At 41.3% G+C, this 24,718-nt stretch carries 24 protein-coding genes; 11 read left to right on the forward strand and 13 right to left on the reverse strand.

From position 1 onward, the window contains the following. Positions 1–40: 40 nt before the first annotated feature. Both ACUR5C_RS00920 and ACUR5C_RS00925 read right to left on the reverse strand, forming a co-directional pair. Positions 41–238, reverse strand: coding sequence for a hypothetical protein (locus tag ACUR5C_RS00920; RefSeq protein ID WP_454466435.1), 198 nt, complete (start codon positions 236–238; stop codon positions 41–43). Between the two features lie 142 nt (positions 239–380). Continuing rightward, a complete protein-coding gene (locus ACUR5C_RS00925) occupies positions 381–1,901 on the reverse strand; it encodes a YifB family Mg chelatase-like AAA ATPase (protein WP_454466436.1) in 1,521 nt (506 codons plus the stop codon). Between the two features lie 174 nt (positions 1,902–2,075). Here ACUR5C_RS00925 and ACUR5C_RS00930 point away from each other — a divergent pair, with 174 nt between their 5' ends. Further along, positions 2,076–2,264 carry a CPXCG motif-containing cysteine-rich protein gene (locus ACUR5C_RS00930; RefSeq protein WP_454466437.1) on the forward strand — a complete coding sequence of 63 codons (189 nt, stop codon included), beginning with the start codon at positions 2,076–2,078 and terminating at the stop codon, positions 2,262–2,264. A 34-nt stretch (positions 2,265–2,298) separates the two neighbouring features. On the opposite strand, the gene ACUR5C_RS00935 is transcribed toward ACUR5C_RS00930, so the two are convergent. The 3 genes from ACUR5C_RS00935 to ACUR5C_RS00945 all read right to left on the reverse strand — a co-directional run bounded on the left by ACUR5C_RS00935 (position 2,299) and on the right by ACUR5C_RS00945 (position 4,465). Further along, a complete protein-coding gene (locus tag ACUR5C_RS00935) occupies positions 2,299–2,853 on the reverse strand; it encodes a DUF1415 domain-containing protein (RefSeq protein ID WP_454466438.1) in 555 nt (184 codons plus the stop codon). Positions 2,854–2,872: 19 nt separating this feature from the next. Further along, complete coding sequence (locus tag ACUR5C_RS00940) at positions 2,873–3,511, reverse strand: glutathione S-transferase family protein (RefSeq protein ID WP_454466439.1); 639 nt, start codon at positions 3,509–3,511, stop codon at positions 2,873–2,875. Positions 3,512–3,646: 135 nt separating this feature from the next. Then, positions 3,647–4,465: a UDP-2,3-diacylglucosamine diphosphatase gene (locus ACUR5C_RS00945; RefSeq protein ID WP_454466440.1), complete on the reverse strand. Its 819-nt coding sequence runs from the start codon at positions 4,463–4,465 to the stop codon at positions 3,647–3,649. Positions 4,466–4,616: 151 nt separating this feature from the next. Between ACUR5C_RS00945 and ACUR5C_RS00950 the strand changes: the two genes are divergently transcribed. Together ACUR5C_RS00950 and rarD are read left to right on the forward strand one after the other, a co-directional pair. Then, positions 4,617–5,156 carry a thioesterase family protein gene (locus ACUR5C_RS00950; protein ID WP_454466441.1) on the forward strand — a complete coding sequence of 180 codons (540 nt, stop codon included), beginning with the start codon at positions 4,617–4,619 and terminating at the stop codon, positions 5,154–5,156. Positions 5,157–5,322: 166 nt separating this feature from the next. Beyond that, positions 5,323–6,240: an EamA family transporter RarD gene (gene rarD / locus ACUR5C_RS00955; protein WP_454466442.1), complete on the forward strand. Its 918-nt coding sequence runs from the start codon at positions 5,323–5,325 to the stop codon at positions 6,238–6,240. 90 nt (positions 6,241–6,330) lie between these two features. On the opposite strand, the gene ACUR5C_RS00960 is transcribed toward rarD, so the two are convergent. Beyond that, positions 6,331–7,185 carry an alpha/beta hydrolase family protein gene (locus ACUR5C_RS00960; RefSeq protein ID WP_454466443.1) on the reverse strand — a complete coding sequence of 285 codons (855 nt, stop codon included), beginning with the start codon at positions 7,183–7,185 and terminating at the stop codon, positions 6,331–6,333. 443 nt (positions 7,186–7,628) lie between these two features. On the opposite strand from ACUR5C_RS00960, the gene ACUR5C_RS00965 reads away from it, so the two are divergent. After that, complete coding sequence (locus ACUR5C_RS00965; RefSeq protein WP_454466444.1) at positions 7,629–9,359, forward strand: hypothetical protein; 1,731 nt, start codon at positions 7,629–7,631, stop codon at positions 9,357–9,359. A gap of 242 nt (positions 9,360–9,601) precedes the next feature. On the opposite strand, the gene ACUR5C_RS00970 is transcribed toward ACUR5C_RS00965, so the two are convergent. After that, positions 9,602–10,513 (reverse strand): M14 family metallopeptidase, encoded by a 912-nt coding sequence (locus ACUR5C_RS00970; protein WP_454466445.1) that lies wholly within the window; start codon positions 10,511–10,513, stop codon positions 9,602–9,604. A 351-nt stretch (positions 10,514–10,864) separates the two neighbouring features. Here ACUR5C_RS00970 and ACUR5C_RS00975 point away from each other — a divergent pair, with 351 nt between their 5' ends. Further along, entirely contained in the window at positions 10,865–12,103 is a 1,239-nt protein-coding gene (locus ACUR5C_RS00975) for a DEAD/DEAH box helicase (RefSeq protein WP_454466446.1), read from the forward strand. A 52-nt stretch (positions 12,104–12,155) separates the two neighbouring features. On the opposite strand, the gene argB is transcribed toward ACUR5C_RS00975, so the two are convergent. Together argB and argC are read right to left on the reverse strand one after the other, a co-directional pair. Next, the gene (gene argB, locus ACUR5C_RS00980; RefSeq protein ID WP_454466447.1) at positions 12,156–12,986 is read right to left on the reverse strand and encodes an acetylglutamate kinase; all 831 of its coding nucleotides are present in this window, start codon (positions 12,984–12,986) and stop codon (positions 12,156–12,158) included. Positions 12,987–13,068: 82 nt separating this feature from the next. After that, positions 13,069–14,127 (reverse strand): N-acetyl-gamma-glutamyl-phosphate reductase, encoded by a 1,059-nt coding sequence (argC, locus tag ACUR5C_RS00985; protein ID WP_454466448.1) that lies wholly within the window; start codon positions 14,125–14,127, stop codon positions 13,069–13,071. 664 nt (positions 14,128–14,791) lie between these two features. On the opposite strand from argC, the gene ACUR5C_RS00990 reads away from it, so the two are divergent. Continuing rightward, positions 14,792–15,523 carry a 1-(5-phosphoribosyl)-5-[(5-phosphoribosylamino)methylideneamino]imidazole-4-carboxamide isomerase gene (locus ACUR5C_RS00990; RefSeq protein ID WP_454466449.1) on the forward strand — a complete coding sequence of 244 codons (732 nt, stop codon included), beginning with the start codon at positions 14,792–14,794 and terminating at the stop codon, positions 15,521–15,523. 46 nt (positions 15,524–15,569) lie between these two features. Here the strand turns inward: ACUR5C_RS00990 and ACUR5C_RS00995 are convergent, their stop codons facing one another. Continuing rightward, complete coding sequence (locus ACUR5C_RS00995; RefSeq protein ID WP_454466450.1) at positions 15,570–16,220, reverse strand: Crp/Fnr family transcriptional regulator; 651 nt, start codon at positions 16,218–16,220, stop codon at positions 15,570–15,572. Positions 16,221–16,461: 241 nt separating this feature from the next. Between ACUR5C_RS00995 and ACUR5C_RS01000 the strand changes: the two genes are divergently transcribed. Then, positions 16,462–16,998: a tetratricopeptide repeat protein gene (locus tag ACUR5C_RS01000; RefSeq protein WP_454466451.1), complete on the forward strand. Its 537-nt coding sequence runs from the start codon at positions 16,462–16,464 to the stop codon at positions 16,996–16,998. A gap of 12 nt (positions 16,999–17,010) precedes the next feature. Here the strand turns inward: ACUR5C_RS01000 and ACUR5C_RS01005 are convergent, their stop codons facing one another. Next, complete coding sequence (locus ACUR5C_RS01005; RefSeq protein WP_454466452.1) at positions 17,011–17,928, reverse strand: DMT family transporter; 918 nt, start codon at positions 17,926–17,928, stop codon at positions 17,011–17,013. Between the two features lie 135 nt (positions 17,929–18,063). On the opposite strand from ACUR5C_RS01005, the gene ACUR5C_RS01010 reads away from it, so the two are divergent. Together ACUR5C_RS01010 and aroE are read left to right on the forward strand one after the other, a co-directional pair. Continuing rightward, on the forward strand, positions 18,064–18,630 hold the full coding sequence (locus tag ACUR5C_RS01010; RefSeq protein ID WP_454466453.1) for a hypothetical protein: 567 nt from the start codon (positions 18,064–18,066) through the stop codon (positions 18,628–18,630). Positions 18,631–18,842: 212 nt separating this feature from the next. Beyond that, positions 18,843–19,658 carry a shikimate dehydrogenase gene (aroE, locus tag ACUR5C_RS01015; RefSeq protein ID WP_454466454.1) on the forward strand — a complete coding sequence of 272 codons (816 nt, stop codon included), beginning with the start codon at positions 18,843–18,845 and terminating at the stop codon, positions 19,656–19,658. A 78-nt stretch (positions 19,659–19,736) separates the two neighbouring features. Here aroE and ACUR5C_RS01020 read toward each other — a convergent pair whose 3' ends face one another. Then, positions 19,737–20,267 carry a gamma carbonic anhydrase family protein gene (locus ACUR5C_RS01020; protein ID WP_454466455.1) on the reverse strand — a complete coding sequence of 177 codons (531 nt, stop codon included), beginning with the start codon at positions 20,265–20,267 and terminating at the stop codon, positions 19,737–19,739. A gap of 113 nt (positions 20,268–20,380) precedes the next feature. Beyond that, positions 20,381–21,733: a glutathione-disulfide reductase gene (gene gorA, locus ACUR5C_RS01025; RefSeq protein WP_454466456.1), complete on the reverse strand. Its 1,353-nt coding sequence runs from the start codon at positions 21,731–21,733 to the stop codon at positions 20,381–20,383. A 106-nt stretch (positions 21,734–21,839) separates the two neighbouring features. Here gorA and ACUR5C_RS01030 point away from each other — a divergent pair, with 106 nt between their 5' ends. Together ACUR5C_RS01030 and ACUR5C_RS01035 are read left to right on the forward strand one after the other, a co-directional pair. Next, positions 21,840–23,879, forward strand: a complete 2,040-nt coding sequence (locus ACUR5C_RS01030; RefSeq protein ID WP_454466457.1) for a M3 family metallopeptidase — start codon at positions 21,840–21,842, stop codon at positions 23,877–23,879. Between the two features lie 26 nt (positions 23,880–23,905). Next, positions 23,906–24,712, forward strand: a complete 807-nt coding sequence (locus tag ACUR5C_RS01035) for a class I SAM-dependent methyltransferase (protein WP_454466458.1) — start codon at positions 23,906–23,908, stop codon at positions 24,710–24,712. The last annotated feature ends 6 nt before the right edge of the window (positions 24,713–24,718 follow it).

Genomic DNA, 24,718 nt, shown 5'->3' on the forward strand with positions numbered 1-24,718 from the left:
AATACGCTGAAATAGAGCAATTATAAGCAACTCATTGATTTTAAATTGCTTTCCATTGACCACGATGAAGAAGTTTTTCGGCAGGAAATTCCAATCCGGCGAGTTTAACTTTTAAATTATCTTTATTGGCGATTGACTCGCGGAATACCTTAACGTGCACCCAAGGTGCGAAAGACATTGGTTTGAATTGGTATTCACCGGGTGTGATTGATCTTGATTGATTAATGCTCATGTCCATTTTCTCCCTTTCCTTTAACTACTCAAGTGAAACAACTTAAAACTTCACTTTGTCCAATAATTGTACAGCTATTTTACTTAAAAATATAGCCCTGCGAGATTCTTTTTGTGATCAAATTCAAAAATTCAAACGCGCTGTCGGGCTAGGCAACCTGTAATAACATTCTTTCTAAACGGCGGTAACTTAAAGCTTCGCTTAAGTGCTTTTGCGTTACCTCTGGCGTATCTTCTAAATCTGCTATTGTGCGCGCTACTCGTAAAATTCGGTGATAAGCGCGCGCGGAAAATTTAAGCTTTTCGAGAACTTGGAGAATAAAGTCTTCCGCGCCTGCAGCGAAGTTAACCGCTTTCTCCAACTCTCTAGGGTTGAGCAAAGCATTACATTTTCCGTTATTTTGAGTTTGCCGCTGCATCGCGGTTATTACCCTTGCTTTAACTAGGTTTGAAGGCTCACTAGTGGTATCTGGAATTGATTTAAGTTCTGCCTGGGTCATTGCGGGCACGTCAACATGCATATCAATTCTGTCGATAAAAGGACCGCTTAATTTAAGTAAGTAACGTCTAATTTTATCCGAAGTGCATCGACAGGTTCCTCTTGGGTTTCCAAAGTGGCCACAGGGACAAGGGTTCATTGCGGCTAAAAACTGAAACTTTGCCGGATATTCTGCTTGTCGAGTTGCCCGCGAAATGGTGACAGTGCCTGACTCTAGTGGCTCTCGCAAAACCTCTAAGACTCTTCGGTCGAATTCTGGAAGTTCGTCTAAAAACAACACACCATGATGAGCGAGTGAAATTTCACCGGGTTTGGGGTTGCTTCCGCCACCCACTAAAGCCGCTGCAGAAGCCGTATGATGAGGACTTCTAAAAGGTCGCGTTTTCCAGCGGCGCGTGTCAAGCCCTTGATGGCTCACCGAAGTAATCGCCGCCGACTCAATGGCTTCTTGTTCGCTCATTTCCGGTAAAATTCCAGCTAAACGAGTGGCTAACATAGTTTTTCCGGTACCAGGAGGGCCAATAAATAGTAAATTGTGACGACCTGCGGCAGCAACTTCTAAGGCTCTTTTTGCGGCATACTGGCCTTTTACTTCTAATAAATCAGGTTGAGGTAGTAAGTCGGGTTGTGATTCAATTGCGGGCTCTAGTTTTATCTCTTGTTGGCCTTGAAGGTAAGCGCAAACTTGTAAAAGATGATTGCCACCAATTGCTTGGCTAGCCCCAACTAATTGTGCTTCTGCTAAGTTCTGAATGGGCACAACTAAACGTCGACTCTCCTTTTTGGCGGCTAATGACGCTGGTAACACGCCATTTACTGCGCGCAACTCGCCCGATAACGCGAGCTCACCCATAAATTCAAATTGGTCTATGGTATTAACTTGTATTTGTTGCGAGGCAGTTAAAATGCCAAGTGCAATAGGGAGATCGTAGCGGCCACCATCTTTAGGTAAGTCTGCGGGGGCTAAGTTAATGGTTATTCTGCGAGCTGGAAACTCAAAATTAGCATTAATGAGCGCGCTACGTACGCGATCTTTACTTTCCTTTACTGCAGCTTCTGGCAGGCCAACGATGTTTAAACTCGGTAAGCCATTAGACAAGTGCGTTTCCACTGTGACCAGAGGAGCCTCTATGCCTACGCCCGCGCGAGTAAAAATAATCGACAACGACATACAACCATTCCTTGGTGTGGTAAGGATATTTAATGATGTCACTAGTTTAAAGGGAATTTAGTGGCTTGAATATCAGCGAAATGAGCTTCCTGTTGTGAGACAATCGCCATTCGGGCTTGTTAAAATGAGATGATAAACAAGTCAACTAGGCACTAAACAGTTAAAGGAGGGCTCTTGAATCTGTTAAATCAAAGTATAACTTGCCCTTATTGTTGGCAAGAGATTGATGTATTAATCGACACTTCAGTCACCTATCAAGAGTACATTGAAGATTGCCAAGTTTGCTGCCGGCCTATAGTTTTTCAGGTAGTGGCAGATCCGGAGCAAGCGCCTCAAGTGGTGGTTAAGTCAGAAGACGATTAGCTTAGTTAGCTATTATTGGCAGCCTTGGGTGGTTTTATTGTTTGCTAATTAACATGGCTTGGCTGAGTATATTAATAAAATGTGCTTTACCTAGCTGGTTAGCGACCTGAATATTTTTATTCGGAATATCCGCTGGGTTTGGATAACTATCGATGGCTTTAGCTAGGCTAGCTTCGCGTAGTATGTGCAAAATTGGCATTGGCGAACGATTGGTAAAATTTTCCGGGTCGTCTTGCTTGGCGTCGGCAAAACAATAATCAGGGTGAAAACTAGCGATTTGGTAAATGCCTTCGTAGTTTTGCTCAACTAACAATTGGTTGGCTAGCTCAAGAAAGTCTAAGTAATCAAAAAAACTCTCAAGTCCTTGTGGATAAATTAGCAGGCTGGTTTCAATCTCATCACACTGGTCAAGTCGTTTAAATTCATTAAATAAGCTATGCAACTGCTCAGCAGTACTTTGCTCGTCAATTACTTCAAAATGTATGCTTTGGTTCACAAGTTCGCGCTTAGCAAAGGGGCAAAAGTTGTGCTTAATAATAGTTTCAGTAATCCAATACTTAACACTATTTATCATTGCAGAGTGGTTCATGGTCTATCCTAAGCTAATTTTAAGTTAAGTTGGTGAGGGGCTGCTGGTGTTCTGGTTTTAGGCGCATTCCGGTATAGCCTGGAAGTTTGCGAATTCTTTCTATCCAATGCGCGATTGCAGTAAAGGGGGTTAGGTTAAAACCTCCTTCATCAGCTACGTGAGTATAAGCATATAACGAGATATCAGCGGTGGTAAACTGCTCTCCAATAAGAAAAGGTGTTTTCGCTAATTGTTTTTCAAGAATTTTAAGCGCCTTGTAGCCGCCGGCCTGTTTAGCTTCAAATTCGAGTTGACGACTTGGCGGCATTTTTAAGTAGTGCTTGATAAAGCGGGCGACTGCGATATAAGGTTCGTGGCTATATTGCTCAAAAAATTGCCATTGCTGAAGTTTGGCTAGTTGAAGCTTGTCAGTTGGAAGTAAGTTAGAATCGGCTGCAAGGTAATTAATGATGGCGTTAGATTCGCTTAAAATTTCGCCGCTGGCTAACTCTAAGATGGGAATTTTGCCGCTAGGGTTTTTGCTAATGAAATCGTCAGCCGCTGCTTCACCCTTTAATATATCGATGCACTTCCAGCGAATCGGAATATTGAGTAATTGGCTTGTTAGGTAAACTTTATAACAATTGCCAGAAATTATATCACCATACACCGTTACCATTAGCTCGCTCCTTGGCTTAAACTAAGCTGCTATTTTAGAGGAGCTGAGCGATATCTAACAGTAAAACTTTAGCTCTAATAGTAAATTTTTAGCTGGCTTTGCTAAGCCACTAATTTTTAAAGTTCGCCGGCATAGTTAAGCGCTTTTTCTGTGGGCGACACCTAAAGGGTAGGCTTGAATATTTTTATTTATATGTTTTCTAGAAGGGATCTTAATGAGCTCGATTTGTCCGTCAAAGCCTTCTATTAAAGCCGAGTTGTTTTCTAGCCAGTCACCATCGTTATAATACTCTATTCCTTTGATGGTTCTAATTTCGGGGTGGTGAATATGTCCGCTAATGACGCCTTGGCAACCTTTTTGGTGAGCATACTCGATTGCGGCGTAAGCAAATGAATCAATGGCACTTTTAGCACGTGTTAGGTTTTCCTTAAGGAAACTCGATAGTGACCAATAGGGATAATTTAACTTTTCTCTCGTGAGGTTATAATGTCGGTTAAGCCACAAGAGCGAATCGTAAGCTTTATCGCCTAACCAACCATAGAAGCGATTTAAGCGTATTTTCACGTCAAAGCGGTCGCCATGTAATAATAAAAGCTTTTTACCTTGCTTGTTGGTATAAATATACTCTTTAACTACCAATATATTGCGAAAGGCATAACGATTAAATTTGCGCAATGCGGCATCATGATTGCCTGGAATATAAAATACATGAGTTCCTTGCTTGGCCATTTTTAAGATAGTTTTAATTAGCTGTGTATGGCTAGGCGGCCATCGAATGCCGCTTTTAAATTCCCAAAGATCAACAATGTCACCAAGCAGAAACAGGTTTTGTGGTTGCAGCGTCTTTAATAAGCTAGTGAGCGTTTCAACTTGAGTTTCTTTGTGACCTAAGTGAATGTCTGATATAAATAAAGACTGACATTGGCGCTTAAACTGAATTGGTTTATTAGTCATTATTTGCCCTCTTAGTTTAATAAAGTATGCGATTGAAAAATGACTTTTAGATGACGCTTTAGTAGGAATTTCAATTTATCTGTTAATATAACCAAAAATTACAGCGACAATTTTTGTCATTTTTATAACTCACTCTATTAAGATGAAACTTATGCAAGATAAGCCTGCCAAGACTAAGCCGAACACTGACAGCTCAAGTGAAACGAATGAAGCACCCTTATCAAGTCAGCAAATGCAAAAGCAAGAACAATTGATGAGTCGTCTAAAAGAAGTTTTTGAAGACAAAATACCTTTTCATCAGCTGATTGGGTTTAAATTTGATTTGGTTTCGCCGTTAGCTTGTCAAATTAGTTTTTCGCAAAAGCCCGAATTAATAGGAAATTTTATTCAGGGCATATTACACGGTGGAGTAACCGCGACCGCGCTTGATGTGGTTGGTGGAGCTATGGCCGCAGCCGGAATGTTAAGTAAAAACTTAGCGGCAGATGAACAGGAAATTAAACGCAAGCTAGCTAAAATTGGTACTATCGACTTGCGAGTTGATTTTGTAAGACCGGGGCGAGGCGAGGCCTTCTATGCCAAAGCTAGGTTGTTACGTAGCGGCAACAAAGTTGCAGTAGTTAGGATGGAGCTACATAGTATTGATGGTACTTTGGTTGCTTTAGGTACCGGCACTTATATGGCTGGTTAAGGCGTTTGCAAAACGACTCACTGATAACTTTTTAGTATTTTAGAAAACGCAAGTTTAACGCTAGCGTTTACACCTAAACTTTTTATCTATATAGAACTCTTTACTTCAGCACCAGCTTCATGAGTGTTGTATTGAGGCTTGCGGATTAGTAAATTTTGAGAAGTATATGACACAAAAATCTGAGTTAAGTGGTTGGCTTTTTGGCACTGGTGCATTTGTCTGGTGGGGGATGGCGCCTATCTATTTTAAGGCCGTTGGAGTTGTTCCCGCGAATGAAATTTTGGCGCATCGAATTGCTTGGTGTGTACCGGTTACTTTGCTGTTAATGCTGGCGCTGCGTAAACGGGTTGAATTAAAACAAGTTATCGCGAATAAAAAGCTGCTTGCAGGGTTAGCCTTAACGACAGGATTAATTTCTTGTAATTGGTATATTTTTACTTGGGCGGTTACTCATGAGCAAATATTAGCGACCAGCTTGGGGTATTTCATTAATCCGATAATGTCGATTTTAATGGGGGTGGTATTTTTAAGTGAGCGCCTAACAAAGTTGCAATGGATGGCGGTTTTGTCGGTAACACTTGGGGTAGGCAATCAAATTATTAATTATGGTGAGTTTCCTTGGATTGCGCTAAGTCTAGCTACTAGCTTTGCGCTTTATGGCTTTATTCGAAAGCAGCTGCAAATCGACTCGCTTAATGGACTGCTTGTAGAAACTTGTATTGCGTTGCCGTTTGCTTTGTTATTTATTGGCTGGCTTGGGTGGCAAGGTCAGGCGATATTTCTTAGTCATTCAACTCATATTGACATTCTGTTACTCAGTGGAGGAGTGGTAACTGCGGTGCCATTAATTTGGTTTGCTGCTGCGGCCAAGAAAATTGCTTTAAACAGCATTGGTTTTTTGCAGTTTTTAGCGCCTAGCTTAACTTTTTTTCTAGCGACTTATTTCTATGCCGAACCGCTCGGTACCGAACAACTACTCAGTTTTGTATTTATTTGGATAGGGCTAGGCTTATATTTAGTTAAGCCGATTCAAAACATGCTAAGTAGCCAGTCAAAACGTTTTAAAAGGCAGCCTAAAACTTAAATTTACCGGTTAATCTTATTACCGGTTAACCCCCATTATCGGTAAACCCCATTACCGGTTAACTCTATATATCAACCTGAGTAAGTTGACTTATCGATTAATTTCTTGCAACTGTTGTTTGAGTCGCTCAAATGCTTGGCTACCGGGGTGAATCCAATCAAAGTGCCCTGCCTTTTCTACTATCACTTGGTGGGTGCCGGCTAGTTCCGCTTGGTTTATTGGAACGATACTATCTGCAGTACCGTGCAATAAGTAGGTACTTTTGGGTAGATTCTTTAAAGCAGGATTTGCTTGGTCGTAGTCAGACTGATTTTCATCATAGCTTCCGTGCATAAATTGAGGCGTCGCTTTTTGGCAACTGTTATTACCTTTTGAATAATCTTTTATATTGCTAATTGCTGCTAGGCCAATAGTGGCTTTTAGATCGATATGTTGCAGTGGCCACTGGTTTAAAGTGGCACTGGCAAGCAGCGCTAAGTGGCCGCCAGCAGAGTGTCCCATTAAAATAATATTAGGGTTTAGCTTTATTTCACTTGGCATTTTTTCTAACTGAGCTATTCCGTGCATGATATCTTCGAAGCTTCCAGGCCAGCCGCCACCTGAGTCACCAGTTCGTCGATATTCAAGAGACCATACATTATAACCTTGCTGAGCTAACCCTGTAGCCAGCGGGTAAGTGTGCTTAATGTCAAAAGCATTGAGCCAGCAACCACCATGAATAAGTACAATAGTCGCTAGTTCAGGCCTGGCTTTTGGGGCTAGCCAAAGCATGCCATACTGCAGCGGATCATTTCCGTAGCTGATTTGTTGATTTGGCGGCAGTGATTCTAGTTTTGCAACATTTGCATAAGGCACATTAAAAGAAGCGTTAGGAAAGTTAACCGCTGCAGATTGAGTCGCAAAGGCAATAAAAATACTAATAAAAACCAATTTGATTCGAGTCATATTAAGGTACTTTTTAAGTTAAGTTGCTTTATAGTCGAACAGCGATATTGCGTTACGCTGGCTTTAAATTAAGCTTGTGCCGTGATTGTAGCATGGGACGCACAATTCAAAAGCGCTGCAGCGCACGATTTTGAGTAAAGTCATGAATATGCAGGCTAATCCTTTTCTAATCTTTAATACAAAACAAGCCTAAGGCCTCCTAAAACTTGGCCTTATGCTTGTTTAGGTGCTCGTCAACCTAGTTTTAAAGGCAAAGCTCAAAGCAATCTCATTAAAAGATAAAACTAAAAATTTATCTATATTTATTAGCCTGTTGTGACGAATCGGTTTATTAATAGTCTTGTCAACAAGTGCCGCAAAGTATTAGTTGTATTTAAGCCGCTGTTTGAGCGCTGTCTTGTTAGGCTTGGTCAATATACATTCAAAACGACAGGGAATAAGTTATGTTAAAAATCGGTAGTTGGTTTCAGCGACCCAGTTTAACTCATCAATATGGACGGCGAATTATTGGGCTAGTGATGCTAGTCGTGGTTGCCGCATGTGATCACAAAAGCGCAAACAAAAGCGCCGCGAATGCTGACGTAGAAAAGCCGAGCAGCGAGCAAATAAATAGACTTAATACCTGTACTAATATTTATCCAAGCTATTGGCAAGATCCTCGCTTTCCTGCAATGTGGCAGGGTCAAACTCTGTCTAATGTGCCCCCCGCCGACTGGGATGGCCCAATATTTAAACTTTCCGATAATTATCCAACCCAAGCGATCGACGATAGCGCTCAACAGCCTTGGCGCGCATCAAAATTTGATGTCTTGTTTGAGCCCGCAACTTCATTAGAAGTGAAACAAGAACTCGCAAATGAATATGCTTGGTTAGTTTATGAATATGTTTTAGCGGGTAATGTCAATCGCCCTGATAAAGTTGACTGGGATATTTGCGAAAATGCGATTAGACCTTGGTATCACATTCCGTTTCAAACCTACGACGCCATGAGCGGGCGAGAATATACTCACGGTTTAACGCGAGAAGCACCGGTGACTTTTTCGGTGAAAGGTGAGGCTGCTAGTAAAACTTCGACTATGTGGGCGGTTGGAGTATATAACGCGACTGCTGCTTATACTTTGGGGCAGGTGTGGAAGCGCAATGGTAAGGCAACGATTCCCCAATCTAGCTTGAGCTTTAATGAGGGTTCAGTTATCGCCAAACCATTGTTTAATACTTCTAGCTCGCAACAATTGCCGGTTTTAGCCAACATGCCGAGTTGGAACGCGAATATTTCTGAGCCTACCTTTTGTCAGTGTAAAGCCATCGCTGGTGGCGAGTGCAGTTTAATTGAAGAAAGCCAGCAGTGTCCTAGAAGCACCAATCGCTGGGGACCCGTTAGCTTGTTACAGTTTGATATTGCGATTAAAGATAGTCGAGCGCCCGGAACTCAGTGGGTTTATGGTACCTTTGTTGCTGACGGCGTGCGCAAAGCGCAAGTGAGAAACAAGTGGCTGAGAGTAAGCCTCTTAGGGTTAATGTGGGGTAACGATACCCCGCCTAAAGGTGAGCTAGCTGCACATTATCCTAAAAACCCTAAAAAAAATGGTTTTCAAGAAGCGGTTATCAACTGGGATACGGTAGCTGAACTCAATTTGTATGGCGGAGAGAATCCGGCTCAATGGATGGGACACCTTGGCTGTAACTATCGCTTAAATGGACCCGCAGATAATGCCAATAGCTCCTGTATGTCTTGTCATGGCACTGCTTCTGTGCCGGATAAAAACCTAGCAACGCCACCACTGCTAAGTCAGTTTTCTGGCGGCAAAATTACTCACGAGTGCGTTACGCCAGACTCACAAGATCCTAAAGTAGGCAAGGATCGTTCTGGCGCGCCAGCGAAAGTAGTCAATGATATTAGCTTTGCAGCATTAGATGGCGTGTATTTTTATAACACTCCTGCCGCAACCGCGTTTAATATGATGGTGCAAAATGGTTCCGGAAAAAAAGCTAATCTTATGGGCGAAGGCGTACCTGACTATTCACCAGACAGTGTCAAAGATTGGATATCTCTCGATTATTCATTGCAGCTTTCAATTTCTTTAAAGCAGTGGATGCAGTGGCAGCAACACCAAAAAATTTCGCCAGAGCAAAGGGTCCACTCTTTTGAGATTGAACGTAATCACAACCAATAAAGCTACTCAGAATCATCTTTAGGTTATAGTGATTGGTTATTGGTCGCTTTAACGTCTAAGGATTTTTTAGGTAGATGCTAATTCGCAGAGCTAGATACAGAGCCTTTATTGTCATGATGACTAACAAGCCAAGCGATAGCAATTAAGCAAAGCCGAGCGAGCAATACTTTGTGCCATAATGCAAAACCCAATTGACGTCGCAGCTTAAGCTCTCCCTAAGTTAACTGCTTTAGTCGTTAATTTTACTTTTGACAAATAAGAAAGTCTAGTCCGCCACATACTGCGGCCACTTGTGCTTCAATACAGTTTTCAGGGTTTACTTTAGGGCTATCAGGGTAGACCTCTGTTGTGGTTACATAGTCTGCATTAGTCATGCCTGCACATAAGCCTAGTTTTTTGGTGTCATAATTAATCACGCCTGTTTGCTCTAACTTTGCTCCAATAATTTGCCCATTGTCATCTGCTGGCGCTATGTGGGTGACTGGTTTTACCGCGTCGATAATTGCTTTTTGAAAAGCTGGCTGAGGGTTTTTAGAGTTACCTACTAAATAAAAGCCGTCGGGAATGGTCCAAATGGCCTGCTCTATTCCATCTCTAGCGGCTAAGGCCGGCCTAAAGGTTGTATTGTCTGTATCTGTTGTTTCATGAAGATCAATATGTGCAATAATTTGGTCGAGATAAGGTTTTACGTAGGTCATGGCTAATGCGGCTTCTTCCGCAGGACTTGGTTCAACAAAAGAGCGGTTAGGATCTACGGCGTAAGGGTTCCAGCGATTGATAGTTTCATAGCCCCAAGGACTGATACAAGGTAGCACGATAACATTAAAAAACTCTGCATAACGATGTGCTTTTGTGTCTAAGAATCGTAATGCGCCATGGACACCACTGGTTTCGTAGCCGTGCACTCCACCAGTAACTAAAATAGTTGGTTTAGTGGAAGCAAAGTCGAATGTTCTAAACGCATAAAGCGGGTAGCGATCTTTGTCGTAGGAGAGTTCGCCATATTTCTCGACTAAAAATCCTTCTTTGAGGCGATCTAAATGGCTTAAAATATCGTCAAAGTAAGAACGCTGAACTTGCTGTTGTTCTAGCCAAGCTTGTTTTTCAACTTCGCCCCAAGGTTTTGTTTTTGTTTGTACGCTAGCATTGCTCATAATAGCCCTTTAATTATTGATAGTTTTAATATTTGAACGGCTTAACTTAATCTTAGTCAAAAAATGCAAATCTTGAAAATATGTTTTGGTTTTAGTCTATCAGTTACCTACCTTTCGCCTATTTTTTAAACTTAGTTAGGTCAAAAAAGTCTTCAACGAATGATTGGCTAGGTTTAAGTATAAAATAAAGTTGTTTTTTGGCCTACACTTAAGGTGTAAATTACGCGCTAACTAGTTGAGATAAATCAATAAAAATAGCTTAGTATAATAAAATAGTGAAAATCATTTAAATAAGGTGATGACGCTTAAACCTAGGTATAATGCGGCATTAGAATTTACATCGGTTTAGTTATGACATCGTTTACCCAATTGCCACTTAATGCAACAATTCAGTCTAATATAAAGGCGTTAGAATACTTTAGTCCTACTCAAATACAGCAAGCGGCTTGCGGGGCAATTATTGCTGGAAAAGACGTTTACATGATTGCGCCGACCGGAACCGGAAAGTCAGCAGCTTATTTATTGCCTATTTTGCAACGGTTAAGTGAATCTGATTACAGCGAACAAGCGGTAAGGCCAATTAGAGCCTTAGTCGTGGTTCCTACGAGAGAGTTAGCAGTGCAAGTAGAAGCATTTATCAAAAGCTATGCCGCTGGACTTAAGTTGCGTACCATTTCTGTTTATGGGGGAGAGCGCATTGAATCGCAGCTGAAGCGTTTTAAACGTGGTTGTGATTTATTGGTGGCAACGCCTAAGCGATTAGTTGACTTAGTTAGGCTAGATGCCTTTGCGCTAAATAAAGTAGAGCACTGTGTACTAGATGAAGCAGACCGCTTAGTCAGTATGGGCATACAGCCGCTGTTAAAAAAGATTTTGCAAAGCCTCCCTAAGCAGCGCCAAAGTTTACTGGTTTCTGCAACTGAAACGGCGGCACTTAAGCAGTTTTCACAGGCGGCACTTAAACAGCCACAAAGCATTCAGGCAGAACTAAAATTACCACCGCTAGAAAAAATTAAGCACACTTTCTATCGGTGCAAGCGTGAAGAGAAGCGGACCCATTTGTTTGAATTGTTAAGCATGTTAAATTGTGATCGCGCATTGATATTCACGCGCACAAAAAATGATGTTAATCAACTAAGCGAAGCATTAAACGAGCATGGCTTCACAAGCCAAGGTTTGCACAATGAAATACCGCAAAAAAAGCGTCAGCAAAGGCTAGCTGACTTTAAACAAAAGCAGTTTAAGTTTTTGGTCGCAACGGATATTGCCTCTCGCGGGTTAGATATTGGTGATCTTTATTATGTGATTAATTTTGACTTACCGGTAAATGCTAATGACTATGTGCATCGAGTTGGGCGTACAGCAAGAACCGGTAGTTCTATGGCTCAAACTAAACAAGAGTCGTCACGCCAAGCAGTTTCTACGGTGAATAAAAAAACAAGGTCTCCTTGGTTGCATACTGAAAAACCTAAGCACTATTTAGGTGAGTCGTTTTCTTTGGTAAGTCGTGAGCAAGAACGCTTAATGGATAAAATTGCCAAAGCAGTGGGTAAAGAGTTGCGTTTAGAAAGGCTCAAAATAGCCAAGTAGCTAGCTTGCTAAAGACTAGGTCACTAAAATTGCGTAGTGACCTAAATAAAGCTTATTCAATAATCCGTGTTCCATATTCGCCAGTACCATTGGCAACCGACAAAAAAGCCCCTGGGTTTCTACCCGATACAATCGCTATTGTTTTTACGCCTTGAGAAAGTAAGGTCATGGCTTCTTCTACTTTGGGAATCATGCCTCCTTGAATCACACCCTGGTCAATAAGCGACTTGGCTTGCTCGCGGTTTACTTCGGTTATGCGGGTTTCTGGTTTTTTTAGGTCACGGAAAACTGCGCCTACACCCGTTGTTAATAACAGTAGCTCTGCTTGCAATGCCGCGGCTATTTTTACAACCGTTGTGTCAGCGTTAATATTAAAAATACGTCCTTTCTCAGACACGCCTAAGGTTGCAATGACTGGAATGACTTGCAGCTCGAGTAAACCTTCCAGTAACTTGCCATTGATTGACTCTACGTCACCTACTTCGCCAAAATCGATGGGCGTGTCACCTTCTCCAGAAACTTTTATAGGAGGACGCTTGGAGGCTTTGATTAACTGGCCAGAAGCACCATGACAGCCAAAAGCTGGCAGTCCGGCTTTAATTAACTCGCTACACAAGTTAACATTTACTTCGCCTGCTATTGCTTGTTTAACTACCACTAGATCAGCTAAAGATGTGACTCTGCGGCCAGCAATTTTATTGGGAACCAAGCCATGCTTTTGTTGTAGCTCATTGGTTTGCGGGCCACCACCGTGGAGCAGCACGACTTTCCAGTCTTGTTGAGTTAAATCTTTTATATTTTGAGCAAGGCCTTCACGTTCTTGCTTGTCGAGTAGCACATCACCGCCAACTTTAATGACCGCAATTTTCTTTGGACTGTGCATACAAACTATCCTTTTGATTCTGTAGGTTGATTATCATTGGGATTAAAAAAGCCGGTGTAGGACACCGGCTTGCGAACTAAGCTTATGGCCAAAGCCCTGGGTTATCTAAGCCAAAGTGAGCGGGTTTACCCGTCATTAAATTGAAGCTCTGAATCGCCTGCCCAGCGCCACCTTTAATGAGGTTGTCAATGGCACTAGTTAAACATAAAGTTCGTTTTCCTGTGTCTTCATCAATTCGCGTATCTATTCCAATCTCTACTCGGGCAGTACCTGAAACCGCAGCAACTTCTGCAGCTGCGCCTTGTGGTCTCACACTAGTCAGCTTGTGTTGTGCATAATAGTCTTCATAAATTTTTTGAATGTCTTGCTGGGTCAAACCTTCGGGAAGGTCAAGTTGCGACACCGCAAGTATACCTCTAACTAAAGGCGCAGATACTGGCACAAAGTCTAAAGAAATTGAGTCGGCGCCACCATGCTTTAATGTTTGCACTATCTCTGCGCGATGTTGATGATGCAGCGACTTGTATGCCTTTAAGTTATTAACTCGAACTGCATGATGAGTACCAGCTTGCGGCTTAACACCTGAACCAGAAGAACCGGTCATAGCAACGGTGCGAATGTTAGTGTTCTTTAATAAGCCTTTAGCTGCTAGCGGCAACAATCCCATCGCAATACCAGTTGCAAAGCAACCTGGGCTTGCCACATGTTTAGCCGATTTTATTGCCTCGCTATTTAGCTCTGGCATACCATACACAAAAGTTCCAAGTCTGTCGGCGCAAGGGTGTTCTGGAGCGTAGTCGCGGGTATAGTCTTCCAGTTTTTCTAGGCGGAAGTCGCCAGATAAGTCGATAATACGTACGTCTAGATCAAATAGCTCCATCGCAACTTTAGCGGTAATTATATGTGGCATGGCTAAAAAGATGATGTCGGCGCCTTGCGCGCATTCACGGGGGCTAATGTCTTGCATTTTTATATGCTCGTAGCCTGGTAAATTTCTGTGTACCTGACTAACCGATTGACCGATAAAGTCTTTACTCGAAATACGTAAAAGTTCTACATCGTCGCGAACTAGAAGGTGTCTTAAAATTTCTGCTGCGCCATAGCCAGCGCCGCCAATAATGGAAACTTTGATTTTACTCATGATAGTAACTTCCTAGAAATAAAATTAGTTGATTGCTTGTTGAGACTTACTTTTCTTAAAATAAGTGCTCGCATGAGTCCGCGTCAGAAAGTTTATGCATAACTCGTTAATTATTTAGTGATATTAAAGAGCTTGTTTGCAATAAAACTTGCCGTCATTCCCGCAGCCATTATTCGCATCGAGCTGATGTGAACTTATTTATTAAACTTTGTTTATGTTGAACCTATCAAACTAAAAGTTGCAATCGCAACAAAGTCGTTTCTATCGACAATAAAGCAGCCTAATATTTGAGCAAATTAAGTTATGTTGCCTTAATGCAGATAGTGCTGATTATGCCTAAAGCCTCCCCAAGTTGCTAGGGTTTGGCCTTGAGAAATGGTTAATTATTACTATTATTTGGCCTAGTTAAAATCAGCAAGGCTTTTCAGCAAGCAATTTGGTTAGACTGTTTTCAAATAAGAATTATTAAATTTCTGCATTTACTCTTCTATACAATAAAGTCTAAGTTACTGATAGTTTTAACATACTATATCGGATCAAGATTTGTTCGCAGATCAAAAAGTTATTTTAAGTTATTACGACTGAGAAATTTCAAATTTTTTTCCTGACTATTTGTAAAATTATTTCTATAGTTAAATTAACCTTAGTATTTAGGAATATAAAAATGCAGTTAGTTCCGGTATTAGAAATTCGTCACGGTAAAGGGGTTCATATAGAACCAAAAAATCGTTTTGTCGATGAGGTTGTTAAAGAGAATGTGATTGATATTGTCGCTCGCTGGAGTGATAAAGGGGTCAAGCGCATCCACATTGTGGATGTTGACGCGATTGAGTCGGGCGAACCGGAAAACGTCACTTTAGTACGTAAAATTAAAACTCAATTTCCACATATTCAAGTTCAGGTGATCGGCGGAATTAAGTGTATTGAGTCTGCATATGTTTGGGCAGACGCTGGCGCAGACTTTCTCGTCGTCAATTCAAGAGTTATCAATCAAAAAGATTTTCTAGATGATCTCTGTATTGAGTTTCCGAATCGAGTAATGGTAGAAATCGATAGCAACCAAAAAAAGCTGGCGGCGAGTGGCCAAGACGCCATTGAGCAGCTTTTGGCTTTAGGTAAACGGCTTGAAGACGAAGGAATAGTAGGGCTATTGATTACTCATATAGGTGACAATGGTCGCAGAGATAAGTCGAGTTTAGGCATTTTAGGTGAGTTTTCTCGCTCTTTAGATATTCCCGTTTATGCTAATGGTGGAATTGATAATTTAGCCGATTTAGAGAGTCTACTCGCATCTAAGGTCATGACGCCCACCGGGGTGCTTATTGGTAAGCCGCTTTATTCAGAAAACTTTTGTTTACACGCGGCCAACGGGTTGCTTGAGCAGCACATTGCTTAAACAATTGAAAGAGGGTTTAAAAGCGCTGCCAGTCGCGTTCTGACAATTACCAAGAATGCGGTAGCGCTTTATGAATAATGATTTTATTATCTTCTTGCGAAATATATCCACCCGCGCGCAAGTCTTTTAGTATTCTGGCAACCATTTCTCGTGATGCGCCAACTCGGCTGGCAATGTTTTGCTGAGTCAGTTTTTCGTTAATAATTCGAACCCCATCCTTTTCTTCAGAAAGATTCAAAAAGGTCACTGCAATCCGTCGATAAACGTCCATTAAGCCAAGCTTGCGAATTGTTTCGGTTGCTTCAATCAGGCGAGTCGATAGGTTTTCAATGAGTTTAATCGCAAATTCAGGGTAGTTTGCCAGACTATGTCTAAAGTCAGCTTCTGGCATAATACCAAGCCGCGAGTCTTCCATGGTAAGCACAGAAGCGGTTCGAGGAATAGACTTGATTAAACCGAGCTCGCCAAAAAAATCACCAGCTTCATGAATATTGACAATAATTTCCTTGCCGTTGTCATCGTCTAGGTAAATTTTTACGCGGCCTTCGATAAGAAAATAAAGGCTGTGAGAGTCGTCGCCTTCAGTGACAATCTGAGTCTTTTTAGGGAAACTGCGCATATGCACATGAGAAAGAATGTCATCTACAATTGGCTTGTCCAAATTATTAAATATTTCAAAATTTCTTAGTTGCAACATTTAAAATGCTCTCGTTAATTGCGGTCTGGTACTATCTAGGGTGCAAGTTTACGTTAAAAAACTAGCATAAAGTTTTAAAAACATGTAAATATTACACAAAAAAAGCCTAACCTAATAACCAATGTATCGTTATATATTCACTTATAATTATCTTTATCACAGTATTTGTCCAGATTTTCTGTGAAAATACATAGGATTGAGGTTAAGAAGCTAGCGTCTAAGGACAATTTTGCAACGTCAAATGAAACTTCTGGTGGTTTTGCTTACTTTTGCTGTTTGGATAACATGTTTTCCAACACAAGCGAGTGGGCTAAGAGAAGTCACCAGCCAAAAAAATGTCTACGTGACAGAATGGGCAAAGCTCAAGCATCGGGCGGAGCTAGGTGATCCTGAAGCCTTATTTGTATTAGGCAATTTCTATTTTGACCCACCAAGAGGCAGTGGCTTTAGAGAAAACTACCGCAAAGCCTCTGAATATTATTTTCAAGCAAGCATTAGAAACTATGCCGCAGCTCAATATAATGTCGCCTTAATGCTGCATCAAGGGCTAGGCTTTAAGAAAAATCAGATAGAAGCCTATGTATGGTTTTATATGGCTTCTACAAATAAAAGCCCTGTGGCCAAACATATCAATAATAAAACAGCAGCAATTGTTGCTCAACTTCAAGCCGAAATGAGTCCACAACAACTAAAACTAGCTCAAATTCAAATTGAGCATTATCAAAGCATTATTGCTTCTAAGCGCTATCGAGACGCCAAACTTCCTAGCCAACAATAGTTTTTAAACGGTTTAATTTTGTTTGCCTATTGGCGTGCTTTCTTCCGCTTTTAGTGCGGTTGCTCGAGTTATTGACTGTTGGTGAAAGACCGCGGCTAAAACATTGGCAAGTATTATTAGGAGTGCGCCACTTACTTTTTGCCATGTTAAGGCTTCATTTAAAAACCAATAGCTTAATACGAGCGCGACGGGAATGTAAGCATAGTAAATTACCGCAGTAATTTGAGGAGCTAGCTCAGTACTTACCTTAAGCCATAAAGTATGTGCGATTAAGGTACTAAAAAGCCCAAGAAAAATAAGTCCATACCAATCGTTTACTTGCAGTTCAAAGTTTGCTTGAGGTAGTAGAAAGAGAAAGAATACTAGGCCAAAACCAAACTGACCTAATGCCCGAGTATTGGTAGTTAAATGGGTTATATTGCGGTTTATTAAAGGTAAAAACGCATATAATAGGCCGCTTAATATGGCAATTAAAAAGCCTGTCCAGCTTTCGGGGTTAAGATCAAAAGGCGGCGAGGCCAACAAAATTCCAATGATGGAAAGTGCAACCGCTGCAGCGTCAATAAAAGTTAAACGTTGTTTGAGAAAGATCGCATTAAGAATTAATAGGTGAATGCCAAAGGTTGCAACTCCAATAGCAGCCAATGAAGCCCCTGCTAACTTGATACTATGAAAATAGCTAAGCCAATGAACCCCAAAAATAGTCCCTAAAGCGACTAGCCAGGCCCAGTCTTGTCGAGTTAATTTAATAGCTGACTTGCTAAATACCTGAATAATAGCTAACCCCAGCGCGCCAATGGCTAGCCTGACAATTCCAATACTGACTTCATTCGCATTGGTCCAGCGGATGATTAATGGCACGAAGCTCATCAGTAAGATCGCTAAAATTGCTAATGCGATAAGTTGTCGAAAAGAGGTTGAGCTTGTCATGATAATTACTGCAATGTATAAAGCCGCAAGCTTAAGCAATTGTTGCTGCCTTTGGCAAACAATTAATAGTTTTAATATTCTAGTTAAGTATAGGTATACTTAAAGCTAGCCGATTATATTGAAAGGGTGTTTTGGATGAAGCATAAGTTAATGTTTCTTTGTGTCGCGCTGAACAGTATTTTGTTCGGTGTTACCAATGCTGGAGAGCTAAGTGAAGCCTCAAAGAAAATTCAACAAGCCTACCAAGCTTATCAGTACGCTTCGGGAAGCCAAAGTGCACAACAAGACTTTTTAGCGGCTTTTCCAAAGACCGCCGCGAGCTTCACTAAAGCATTTAATTCGTCTGCTAAAGATCAGCTGTTTGATGGTAATCGGCAAATTTTTGCTTTGCGACGGCTTTCTGTGCAGCTACCAAGTGAAACTTTTCAGCTCTTAGTTGGACTGGCTGCGCAAATTAATTGGGAACCAGGCGCTCCAAGCTATTTACAACATGTGTTAATGACAGTGGCAGTGGATAACCCGTTTACTTTTGCCAAAGTATTACAACAGCATTCGATGGCCCAGCGCTCGCGAGTGGCGAAATTTTTAGCTTCGGGCAAAAGTGGACCTGCACTGGGTCACGCACAGCTAAGAAAGTCACTTGAACATATTGGGCATGAACGCCTTGCAGATGAGTTACTCGCCGCATTGGCAAAAAAGTAGCGTAAGTTTGCAAATTAATTGAAATAAAGTAACAAATAACGCGTTAAACCGTCTATATAAGAGTCTGCAGGTAAATAGATTGGGTCGGAACTAATCCGGCCCTTTCTATTTCTGGCGGTGCATCACTTAGCTAAGTGCACTAGCTTAATAATTGAATCTATTAAGCTTAACTGGTTTAATTGGTACACACGCAGCACTCTACGAATTTGTTTATGCAACCCTATGCACAATATGGCGTAATTGGTGATCCTATTGCGCATAGTCTTTCCCCTAAAATTCATCAGCAATTTGCTGCACAGTTTGCGCAAACCATTGACTATCAAAAATTTAGGGTAAAGCCATCTCAGCTTGCTAGTTTTATTACCCAGTTTTTTGCAAATGGTGGTGCCGGTTTAAATGTCACTTTGCCGCATAAACAAGCAATCATTCCATTGTTAGATCAACTAACTGACCGAGCCCAACAATGTCACTCTGTTAATACAATTATTCAGCGCCCGGATGGTAGTTTAATTGGAGATACCACTGACGGTGCTGGTTTGTTGTTAGACTTAGCACGTTTAAACTTTGGGGTAAAAAAGCAGAACATTTTAGTCGTTGGTGCGGGTGGGGCGAGCGTTTCAGTTATTTATGCGCTGTTAGAAGCCGGAGCTAGAGTGACTGTGATAAACCGTACCTTAAAGAAAGTCGAGGCACTTAAACATCAGTTCCGTTTAATGGGTAACATTTCTAGTCTCGACCTATTGAACCATAGTCAAAAAGTGGCAGATGAAATACCCCAGTTTGATGGAGTGATCAGCTGTGTAAGCGAGTTTAACTTAGAGCTGGTTCAACCGATAATGCCTTTGTTAAAAAGCGGTGCGTTTGCTTATGATCTTAATTACGCTAAAAGAGCGCAATCGTTTTTATTATTTTGCAAACAACATGCAATAACACGCAGTGCTGATGGGTGGGGAATGCTGCTAGGTCAAGCGGCTTTAGCCTATCAACACTGGTTTAAGTGTCTGCCTAATATTAATAACATAAATTAATTTTAAGCTTTATAAAGTTACTGATGATGCCAAATTCACCGGTTTTAGGCGGTTATAATGGCATATGGGCTGCATCGGCTACCCTGCAAGGTAACGGTCTTTAAGCTTGACGTAGTTGCTTGCAGAGTATTTAAAGAACTTTAGTTCTTCTTCATTGAGTGGTCGTATTTTACGCGCCGGAGAGCCAACCCACAAAAAGCCGCCTTCTAATTCTCGGCCAGGTGGAACTAAGCTATTAGCACCTAAAATTACTTGAGAGTGAATGATTGCGCTATCCATAACGACCGCGCCCATACCAATTAGGCATTGATCTTCTATAGTGCAGCCATGAATCATGGCTTTGTGTCCAACAGTTACATCACTGCCTATGGTTAAATTATGTCCTTCAGGATCATAAGGACCGGCATGGGTTACATGCAAAACGCATCCATCTTGAATGCTGGTACGCTCGCCAATTTTAATTGAGTGTACATCACCTCTAACTGTAGCCATGGGCCAAACAGAGCTGTCATCTCCAATGGAGACATCCCCAACCACCAGTGCGGTAGGATCAACAAATACTTTGTCGCCAAGCTGTGGGTGCATTTTTTCAAAAGAACGAACAGACATTAAGTAGCCTAACAATAATTAACAGATATTCTGCGTATTCTAGCTTATATCCGCCCAATTAGTGAAATTCTGGTTAAAAATGTCGAGAAAAAACCAACATTTCGCTCAAATTTTTATCGCAAAGTAACAAGCTCTTCCGCTGACGTTGGATGAATCGCAACGGTATTGTCAAAGTCTGCTTTAGTTGCCCCCATTTTCACTGCAACAGCGAAGCCCTGTAACATTTCATCTGAACCTAAACCAATCATGTGAATACCAACAATTTTTTCTTCAGGTCCTGCGCAAACTAATTTCATTTTTGTTGGTTGACGGTGTTGGGTAATTGCGCTGTACATTGCTGTAAAACTCGAAGTGTAAGCCTTCACTTGGCTTTCGCCGTAATGATCTTGAGCTTCTCGCTCTGTTAGACCAATAGTTCCAATCGCAGGATGTGAAAATACAACGGTGGGAATATTTGTGTAGTCGAGCTTTTCATTTGGCTTATTATTAAATAGTCTTTCCGCCAAACGTCTTCCGGCGGCCACCGCCACAGGGGTTAACTGCGCTCTGCCGGTGTTATCCCCTACCGCATAGATGCCTGCTACTGAGGTATTTTGGTACTCATCTGTAATAATATAGCCACGTTGGTCTAGCTCAACTCCAGCAGCCTCTAAGCCAAGGTTTTGTGTCATGGGATTTCGGCCTATAGCGTAAATTACCGCGTCTACATCTGGTAGGTCTTGGCCTGTTGAGCTAAGCGAAAAGCTTCCGTCTGGGTTTTTCTCAATCGCTGTAATTTGGGTTTGGCTGTGTAACTTAATGCCTTCAACTTGAATTTGCTCGGTCAGTGTTGAAGATATTATTTCGTCAAATTCTCGTAACGGGTGATCTTTTCGCACCACTAGATGAGTTTCACTGCCAATCGCATTAAAGACTCCGGCAATTTCAACGGCTATATATCCCGCTCCCACCACAACGACCCTTTTAGGCTGCTTTTTAAGGGCAAAAAATCCATCTGAGTCTAATATGTGTTCTTTGCCCGGAATATCCGGAATGGTTGGATATCCACCAGTGGCAATTGTTATATGTTTCGCGGTGACTGTTTTGTCACCGATGGCAACGGTGTTTTTATCAATGAGCTTAGCAAAGCCTTGAATAACATCGACTTTATTCTTTCCTAGTACCCTGTCATAGGACTGATGAATGCGTCCTATATAGGCTTCTCTATTATTCACTAACGTGGTCCAATCGAGCTTTTTAACCTCAATGTCAAAACCGTAATCTGGCGCTAACTTAAAAGCATCTGCAATTTGACCTGCGTACCACATAACTTTTTTAGGGACACAACCGACATTTACACAAGTACCACCAAGGGCTTTTGCTTCTACTATGGCACACTTTTGGCCGTACATTGCTGCACGATTAGCTGATGCAATTCCGCCACTACCACCGCCAATAGCGAGATAATCGTAATCAAATTGAGACATATTAAAACCTTTATTTAAGAAGCGCGCTGACTTTACTTTACTTCATCGCTTAAGTGATTAAACTGGCATTAGTTTGCAATTACTTAGAAAAGAATGCTATTCCATTATGACTATAACTAACCCTCTATTATTACCAAATCCTATAGTAGCGATTGAACAGTTGAAGCCAACACATATTGAACCGGCTATTAAACAAATTATTCAAGATAATTTAGCCGCTATTGAGAAGTTAGTCGCTCAACCAAACATTACCTGGGACAACTTTGTTTTAGCTAGCGATGAATTAGAAGATAGACTAAATAAAGCTTGGTCTCCAGTTTCCCATTTAAACAGCGTGTGTAATAGCGCAGAATTAAGAACGGCATATGACCAAGCACTTGCTCACTTGACCCTCTATTCAACCCAACTAGGCCAGCACGAGGGCTTGTTCAAAGCGACAAAATCGCTATATGACAATCGAGAGCAGCAACAGCTTAGTCCGACGCAGGCGTATATTCTTAAAAATACGCTCAGAGGATTCAAGCTGTCAGGTTTACATTTGCCAAAAGACAAACAACAAGAATTTGTCAAAATTCAAGGTAAGTTAGCAGAGTTAAAATCTAAGTATGAGCAAAATTTGTTAGATGCCACAATGAGCTGGAGTAAGCTCATTAGCGACTCTGAACAACTGCAAGGGCTGCCCGAAACAGAATTGGCCATGTTGGCGGAAAATGCCAAGTCCCGTGACCAAGAGGGTTATTTAATTACATTAGAAATTCCTAGCTATTTAGCGGTTATGACTTACGCCGACGATAAAGCACTGCGCGAAGAGCTATATTTTGCCTACACAACGCGCGCGTCAGAGCTTGGTCCCGACGCTAAAAAATATGACAATAGTGACATAATGCAGCAGCTACTGGCATTAAAACATGCCAAAGCGCAGCTACTTGGCTTTAGCAGCTACGCTGATTTAAGTTTAGAAACTAAAATGGCAGAAAACCCCGCTAAGGTTATCGCTTTTTTAGAACAATTAAGTGAGGCGAGTTATCAACAGGCACAACAAGAGTTTGCAGAGTTAAAAGCGTTTGCCCAAAAGCTCGGCGAGTCAGACTTTAAGGCTTGGGATGTTGCTTATTATAGTGAAAAGTTAAAACAGCAAAATTTTCAAATTAGCCAAACTGAGTTACGTCCTTATTTTCCAGTAGATAAAGTTATTGCTGGACTATTTAAATTAACGCAGCATCATTTTAATGTGACTTTTCAGCAGTCAACTAATGTGTCTGTTTGGCATCCAGATGTAAAGCATTTTCAAGTACTCAGAGAGGGCAAATTAGTCGCTGAATTTTATTTGGATCTTTATGCCAGAGCCAATAAGCGAGGTGGTGCATGGATGGACGACTATCAAGGTCGTTATCTAAAAAATGATGGAAATATTCAACACCCAATAGCCTTTTTAACTTGCAACTTCTCCGCTCCAATTAAGCCAAAGCCTGCTTTACTAACACATAATGAAGTCGTCACGCTTTTCCACGAGTTTGGGCATGGACTTCACCATATGTTAACGCAGGTAAATGAATTATCTGCCTCGGGTATTGCTAATGTGCCATGGGACGCGGTCGAACTTCCTAGTCAATTTATGGAAAACTTTTGCTATGAGCCAGAAGTGATCGCAATGCTCAGTGGTCATTTTGAAACTGACCAGCCGCTGCCAAAAAGTCTTTTAGACAAGCTAATAAAAGCTAAAAATTTTCAATCGGCAATGATGATGGTAAGACAGCTAGAGTTTTCTCTATTTGATATGAAAATTCATAGTGGTCCGCCACTGTCGAGCGAGCAAATTCAATCTGTTTTAGATCAAACAAGAGCCAAAGTTAGTGTCGTTGAAACCCCAAGCTTCAATCGTTTTCAAAATGGATTTTCACATATCTTTTCTGGCGGTTATTCTGCTGGGTATTACAGTTACAAATGGGCGGAAGTTTTATCAGCTGATGCGTTTTCATTATTTGAAGAATTGGGTGTAATGAACCAAGTTGCAGGGGAAGGATTCTTGAAGAATATATTGGAAAAAGGTGGCTCAGAAAATCCTATGACTCTGTTTAGTGCGTTTCGTGGAAGAGAGCCTAGTATTGATGCGCTTTTACGCCATTCAGGTATTAAAAATAGGTAATTTAAAATTTTTCTGGTCCCGTATTAATGATAAAAAATCTTTATGTTAGAGAATGCAGTGAGCCACAAGGTAGCGCCATAGTTGATACCTTGATTGATTCCTACCAGATAAAAGCCTTAGCACAAGATCAGTCATTTGAAACTAGTGACGCGGTGTTTTGTGTTAAAGATGGTAAGTTGGTATTAGAGATATGGCTAGATCAAAAAGTCACTCAATTATATTTTGATTTAAATCAAGGTGAAGTGGCCTTTAGAGCCAATAAAGTGAGCAAGTCAAACGAAGTTATTGCCAAAGCATTAGGGTGTAAATCTCACTTTAGACCAACTGTACTAGATGCTACTGCAGGTATGGGGCGTGACGCACTCATCATGGCCATGCTGGGGTGTAAAGTAGAAATGCATGAGCGAAACTGGGCAATTTTTGAGTTGCTTAAAGATGCTTTGCAGCGCTTATTTCAAGACCCCGACTATACCGCAATTCGAAACAAACTTTCTTTGAGCAAGGAAAATAGTATTGAATCATTGCAAGGAACGAGCGCCAAGCAACATATAGAGATAGATAAATTTGATGTAATCTATTTAGATCCTATGTTCCCCGAAAGAAAGAAAACGGCTTTGGTTAAAAAAGAAATGCGTCTATTTAAATTGCTAGCCGGAGAAGATCCCGATTCGAGCCAGCTATTTTTAAACGCGATTAATAGCGGTGTAAAAAGAGTTGTAGTGAAGCGTCCTAAAGGTGCTCCGTTTTTAAATGAGAGTAAGCCAAGTCATCAAATTTTAGCAAAAAAATTTCGCTATGATATTTATTTGCTAAATCAGTTATCTAGTGAGTAGAGGGAA

The organism is Aliikangiella aequoris, assembly GCF_053709105.1.

What these genes read in the sequence shown, in the direction of transcription:
- argC (WP_454466448.1), bottom strand. Translation starts at nt 14,127, where the DNA reads ATGAGTAAAATCAAAGTTTCCATTATTGGCGGCGCTGGCTATGGCGCA.
- ACUR5C_RS00940 (WP_454466439.1), bottom strand. Translation starts at nt 3,511, where the DNA reads ATGGTAACGGTGTATGGTGATATAATTTCTGGCAATTGTTATAAAGTT.
- ACUR5C_RS01000 (WP_454466451.1), top strand. Translation starts at nt 16,462, where the DNA reads ATGAAACTTCTGGTGGTTTTGCTTACTTTTGCTGTTTGGATAACATGT.
- ACUR5C_RS00960 (WP_454466443.1), bottom strand. Translation starts at nt 7,185, where the DNA reads ATGACTCGAATCAAATTGGTTTTTATTAGTATTTTTATTGCCTTTGCG.
- ACUR5C_RS00935 (WP_454466438.1), bottom strand. Translation starts at nt 2,853, where the DNA reads ATGAACCACTCTGCAATGATAAATAGTGTTAAGTATTGGATTACTGAA.
- ACUR5C_RS00995 (WP_454466450.1), bottom strand. Translation starts at nt 16,220, where the DNA reads ATGTTGCAACTAAGAAATTTTGAAATATTTAATAATTTGGACAAGCCA.
- ACUR5C_RS01010 (WP_454466453.1), top strand. Translation starts at nt 18,064, where the DNA reads ATGAAGCATAAGTTAATGTTTCTTTGTGTCGCGCTGAACAGTATTTTG.
- argB (WP_454466447.1), bottom strand. Translation starts at nt 12,986, where the DNA reads ATGCACAGTCCAAAGAAAATTGCGGTCATTAAAGTTGGCGGTGATGTG.
- ACUR5C_RS00950 (WP_454466441.1), top strand. Translation starts at nt 4,617, where the DNA reads ATGCAAGATAAGCCTGCCAAGACTAAGCCGAACACTGACAGCTCAAGT.
- ACUR5C_RS00925 (WP_454466436.1), bottom strand. Translation starts at nt 1,901, where the DNA reads ATGTCGTTGTCGATTATTTTTACTCGCGCGGGCGTAGGCATAGAGGCT.
- ACUR5C_RS01030 (WP_454466457.1), top strand. Translation starts at nt 21,840, where the DNA reads ATGACTATAACTAACCCTCTATTATTACCAAATCCTATAGTAGCGATT.
- ACUR5C_RS00945 (WP_454466440.1), bottom strand. Translation starts at nt 4,465, where the DNA reads ATGACTAATAAACCAATTCAGTTTAAGCGCCAATGTCAGTCTTTATTT.
- rarD (WP_454466442.1), top strand. Translation starts at nt 5,323, where the DNA reads ATGACACAAAAATCTGAGTTAAGTGGTTGGCTTTTTGGCACTGGTGCA.
- ACUR5C_RS00965 (WP_454466444.1), top strand. Translation starts at nt 7,629, where the DNA reads ATGTTAAAAATCGGTAGTTGGTTTCAGCGACCCAGTTTAACTCATCAA.
- ACUR5C_RS01020 (WP_454466455.1), bottom strand. Translation starts at nt 20,267, where the DNA reads ATGTCTGTTCGTTCTTTTGAAAAAATGCACCCACAGCTTGGCGACAAA.
- ACUR5C_RS00920 (WP_454466435.1), bottom strand. Translation starts at nt 238, where the DNA reads ATGGACATGAGCATTAATCAATCAAGATCAATCACACCCGGTGAATAC.
- gorA (WP_454466456.1), bottom strand. Translation starts at nt 21,733, where the DNA reads ATGTCTCAATTTGATTACGATTATCTCGCTATTGGCGGTGGTAGTGGC.
- ACUR5C_RS00990 (WP_454466449.1), top strand. Translation starts at nt 14,792, where the DNA reads ATGCAGTTAGTTCCGGTATTAGAAATTCGTCACGGTAAAGGGGTTCAT.
- ACUR5C_RS01035 (WP_454466458.1), top strand. Translation starts at nt 23,906, where the DNA reads ATGATAAAAAATCTTTATGTTAGAGAATGCAGTGAGCCACAAGGTAGC.
- aroE (WP_454466454.1), top strand. Translation starts at nt 18,843, where the DNA reads ATGCAACCCTATGCACAATATGGCGTAATTGGTGATCCTATTGCGCAT.
- ACUR5C_RS01005 (WP_454466452.1), bottom strand. Translation starts at nt 17,928, where the DNA reads ATGACAAGCTCAACCTCTTTTCGACAACTTATCGCATTAGCAATTTTA.
- ACUR5C_RS00970 (WP_454466445.1), bottom strand. Translation starts at nt 10,513, where the DNA reads ATGAGCAATGCTAGCGTACAAACAAAAACAAAACCTTGGGGCGAAGTT.
- ACUR5C_RS00975 (WP_454466446.1), top strand. Translation starts at nt 10,865, where the DNA reads ATGACATCGTTTACCCAATTGCCACTTAATGCAACAATTCAGTCTAAT.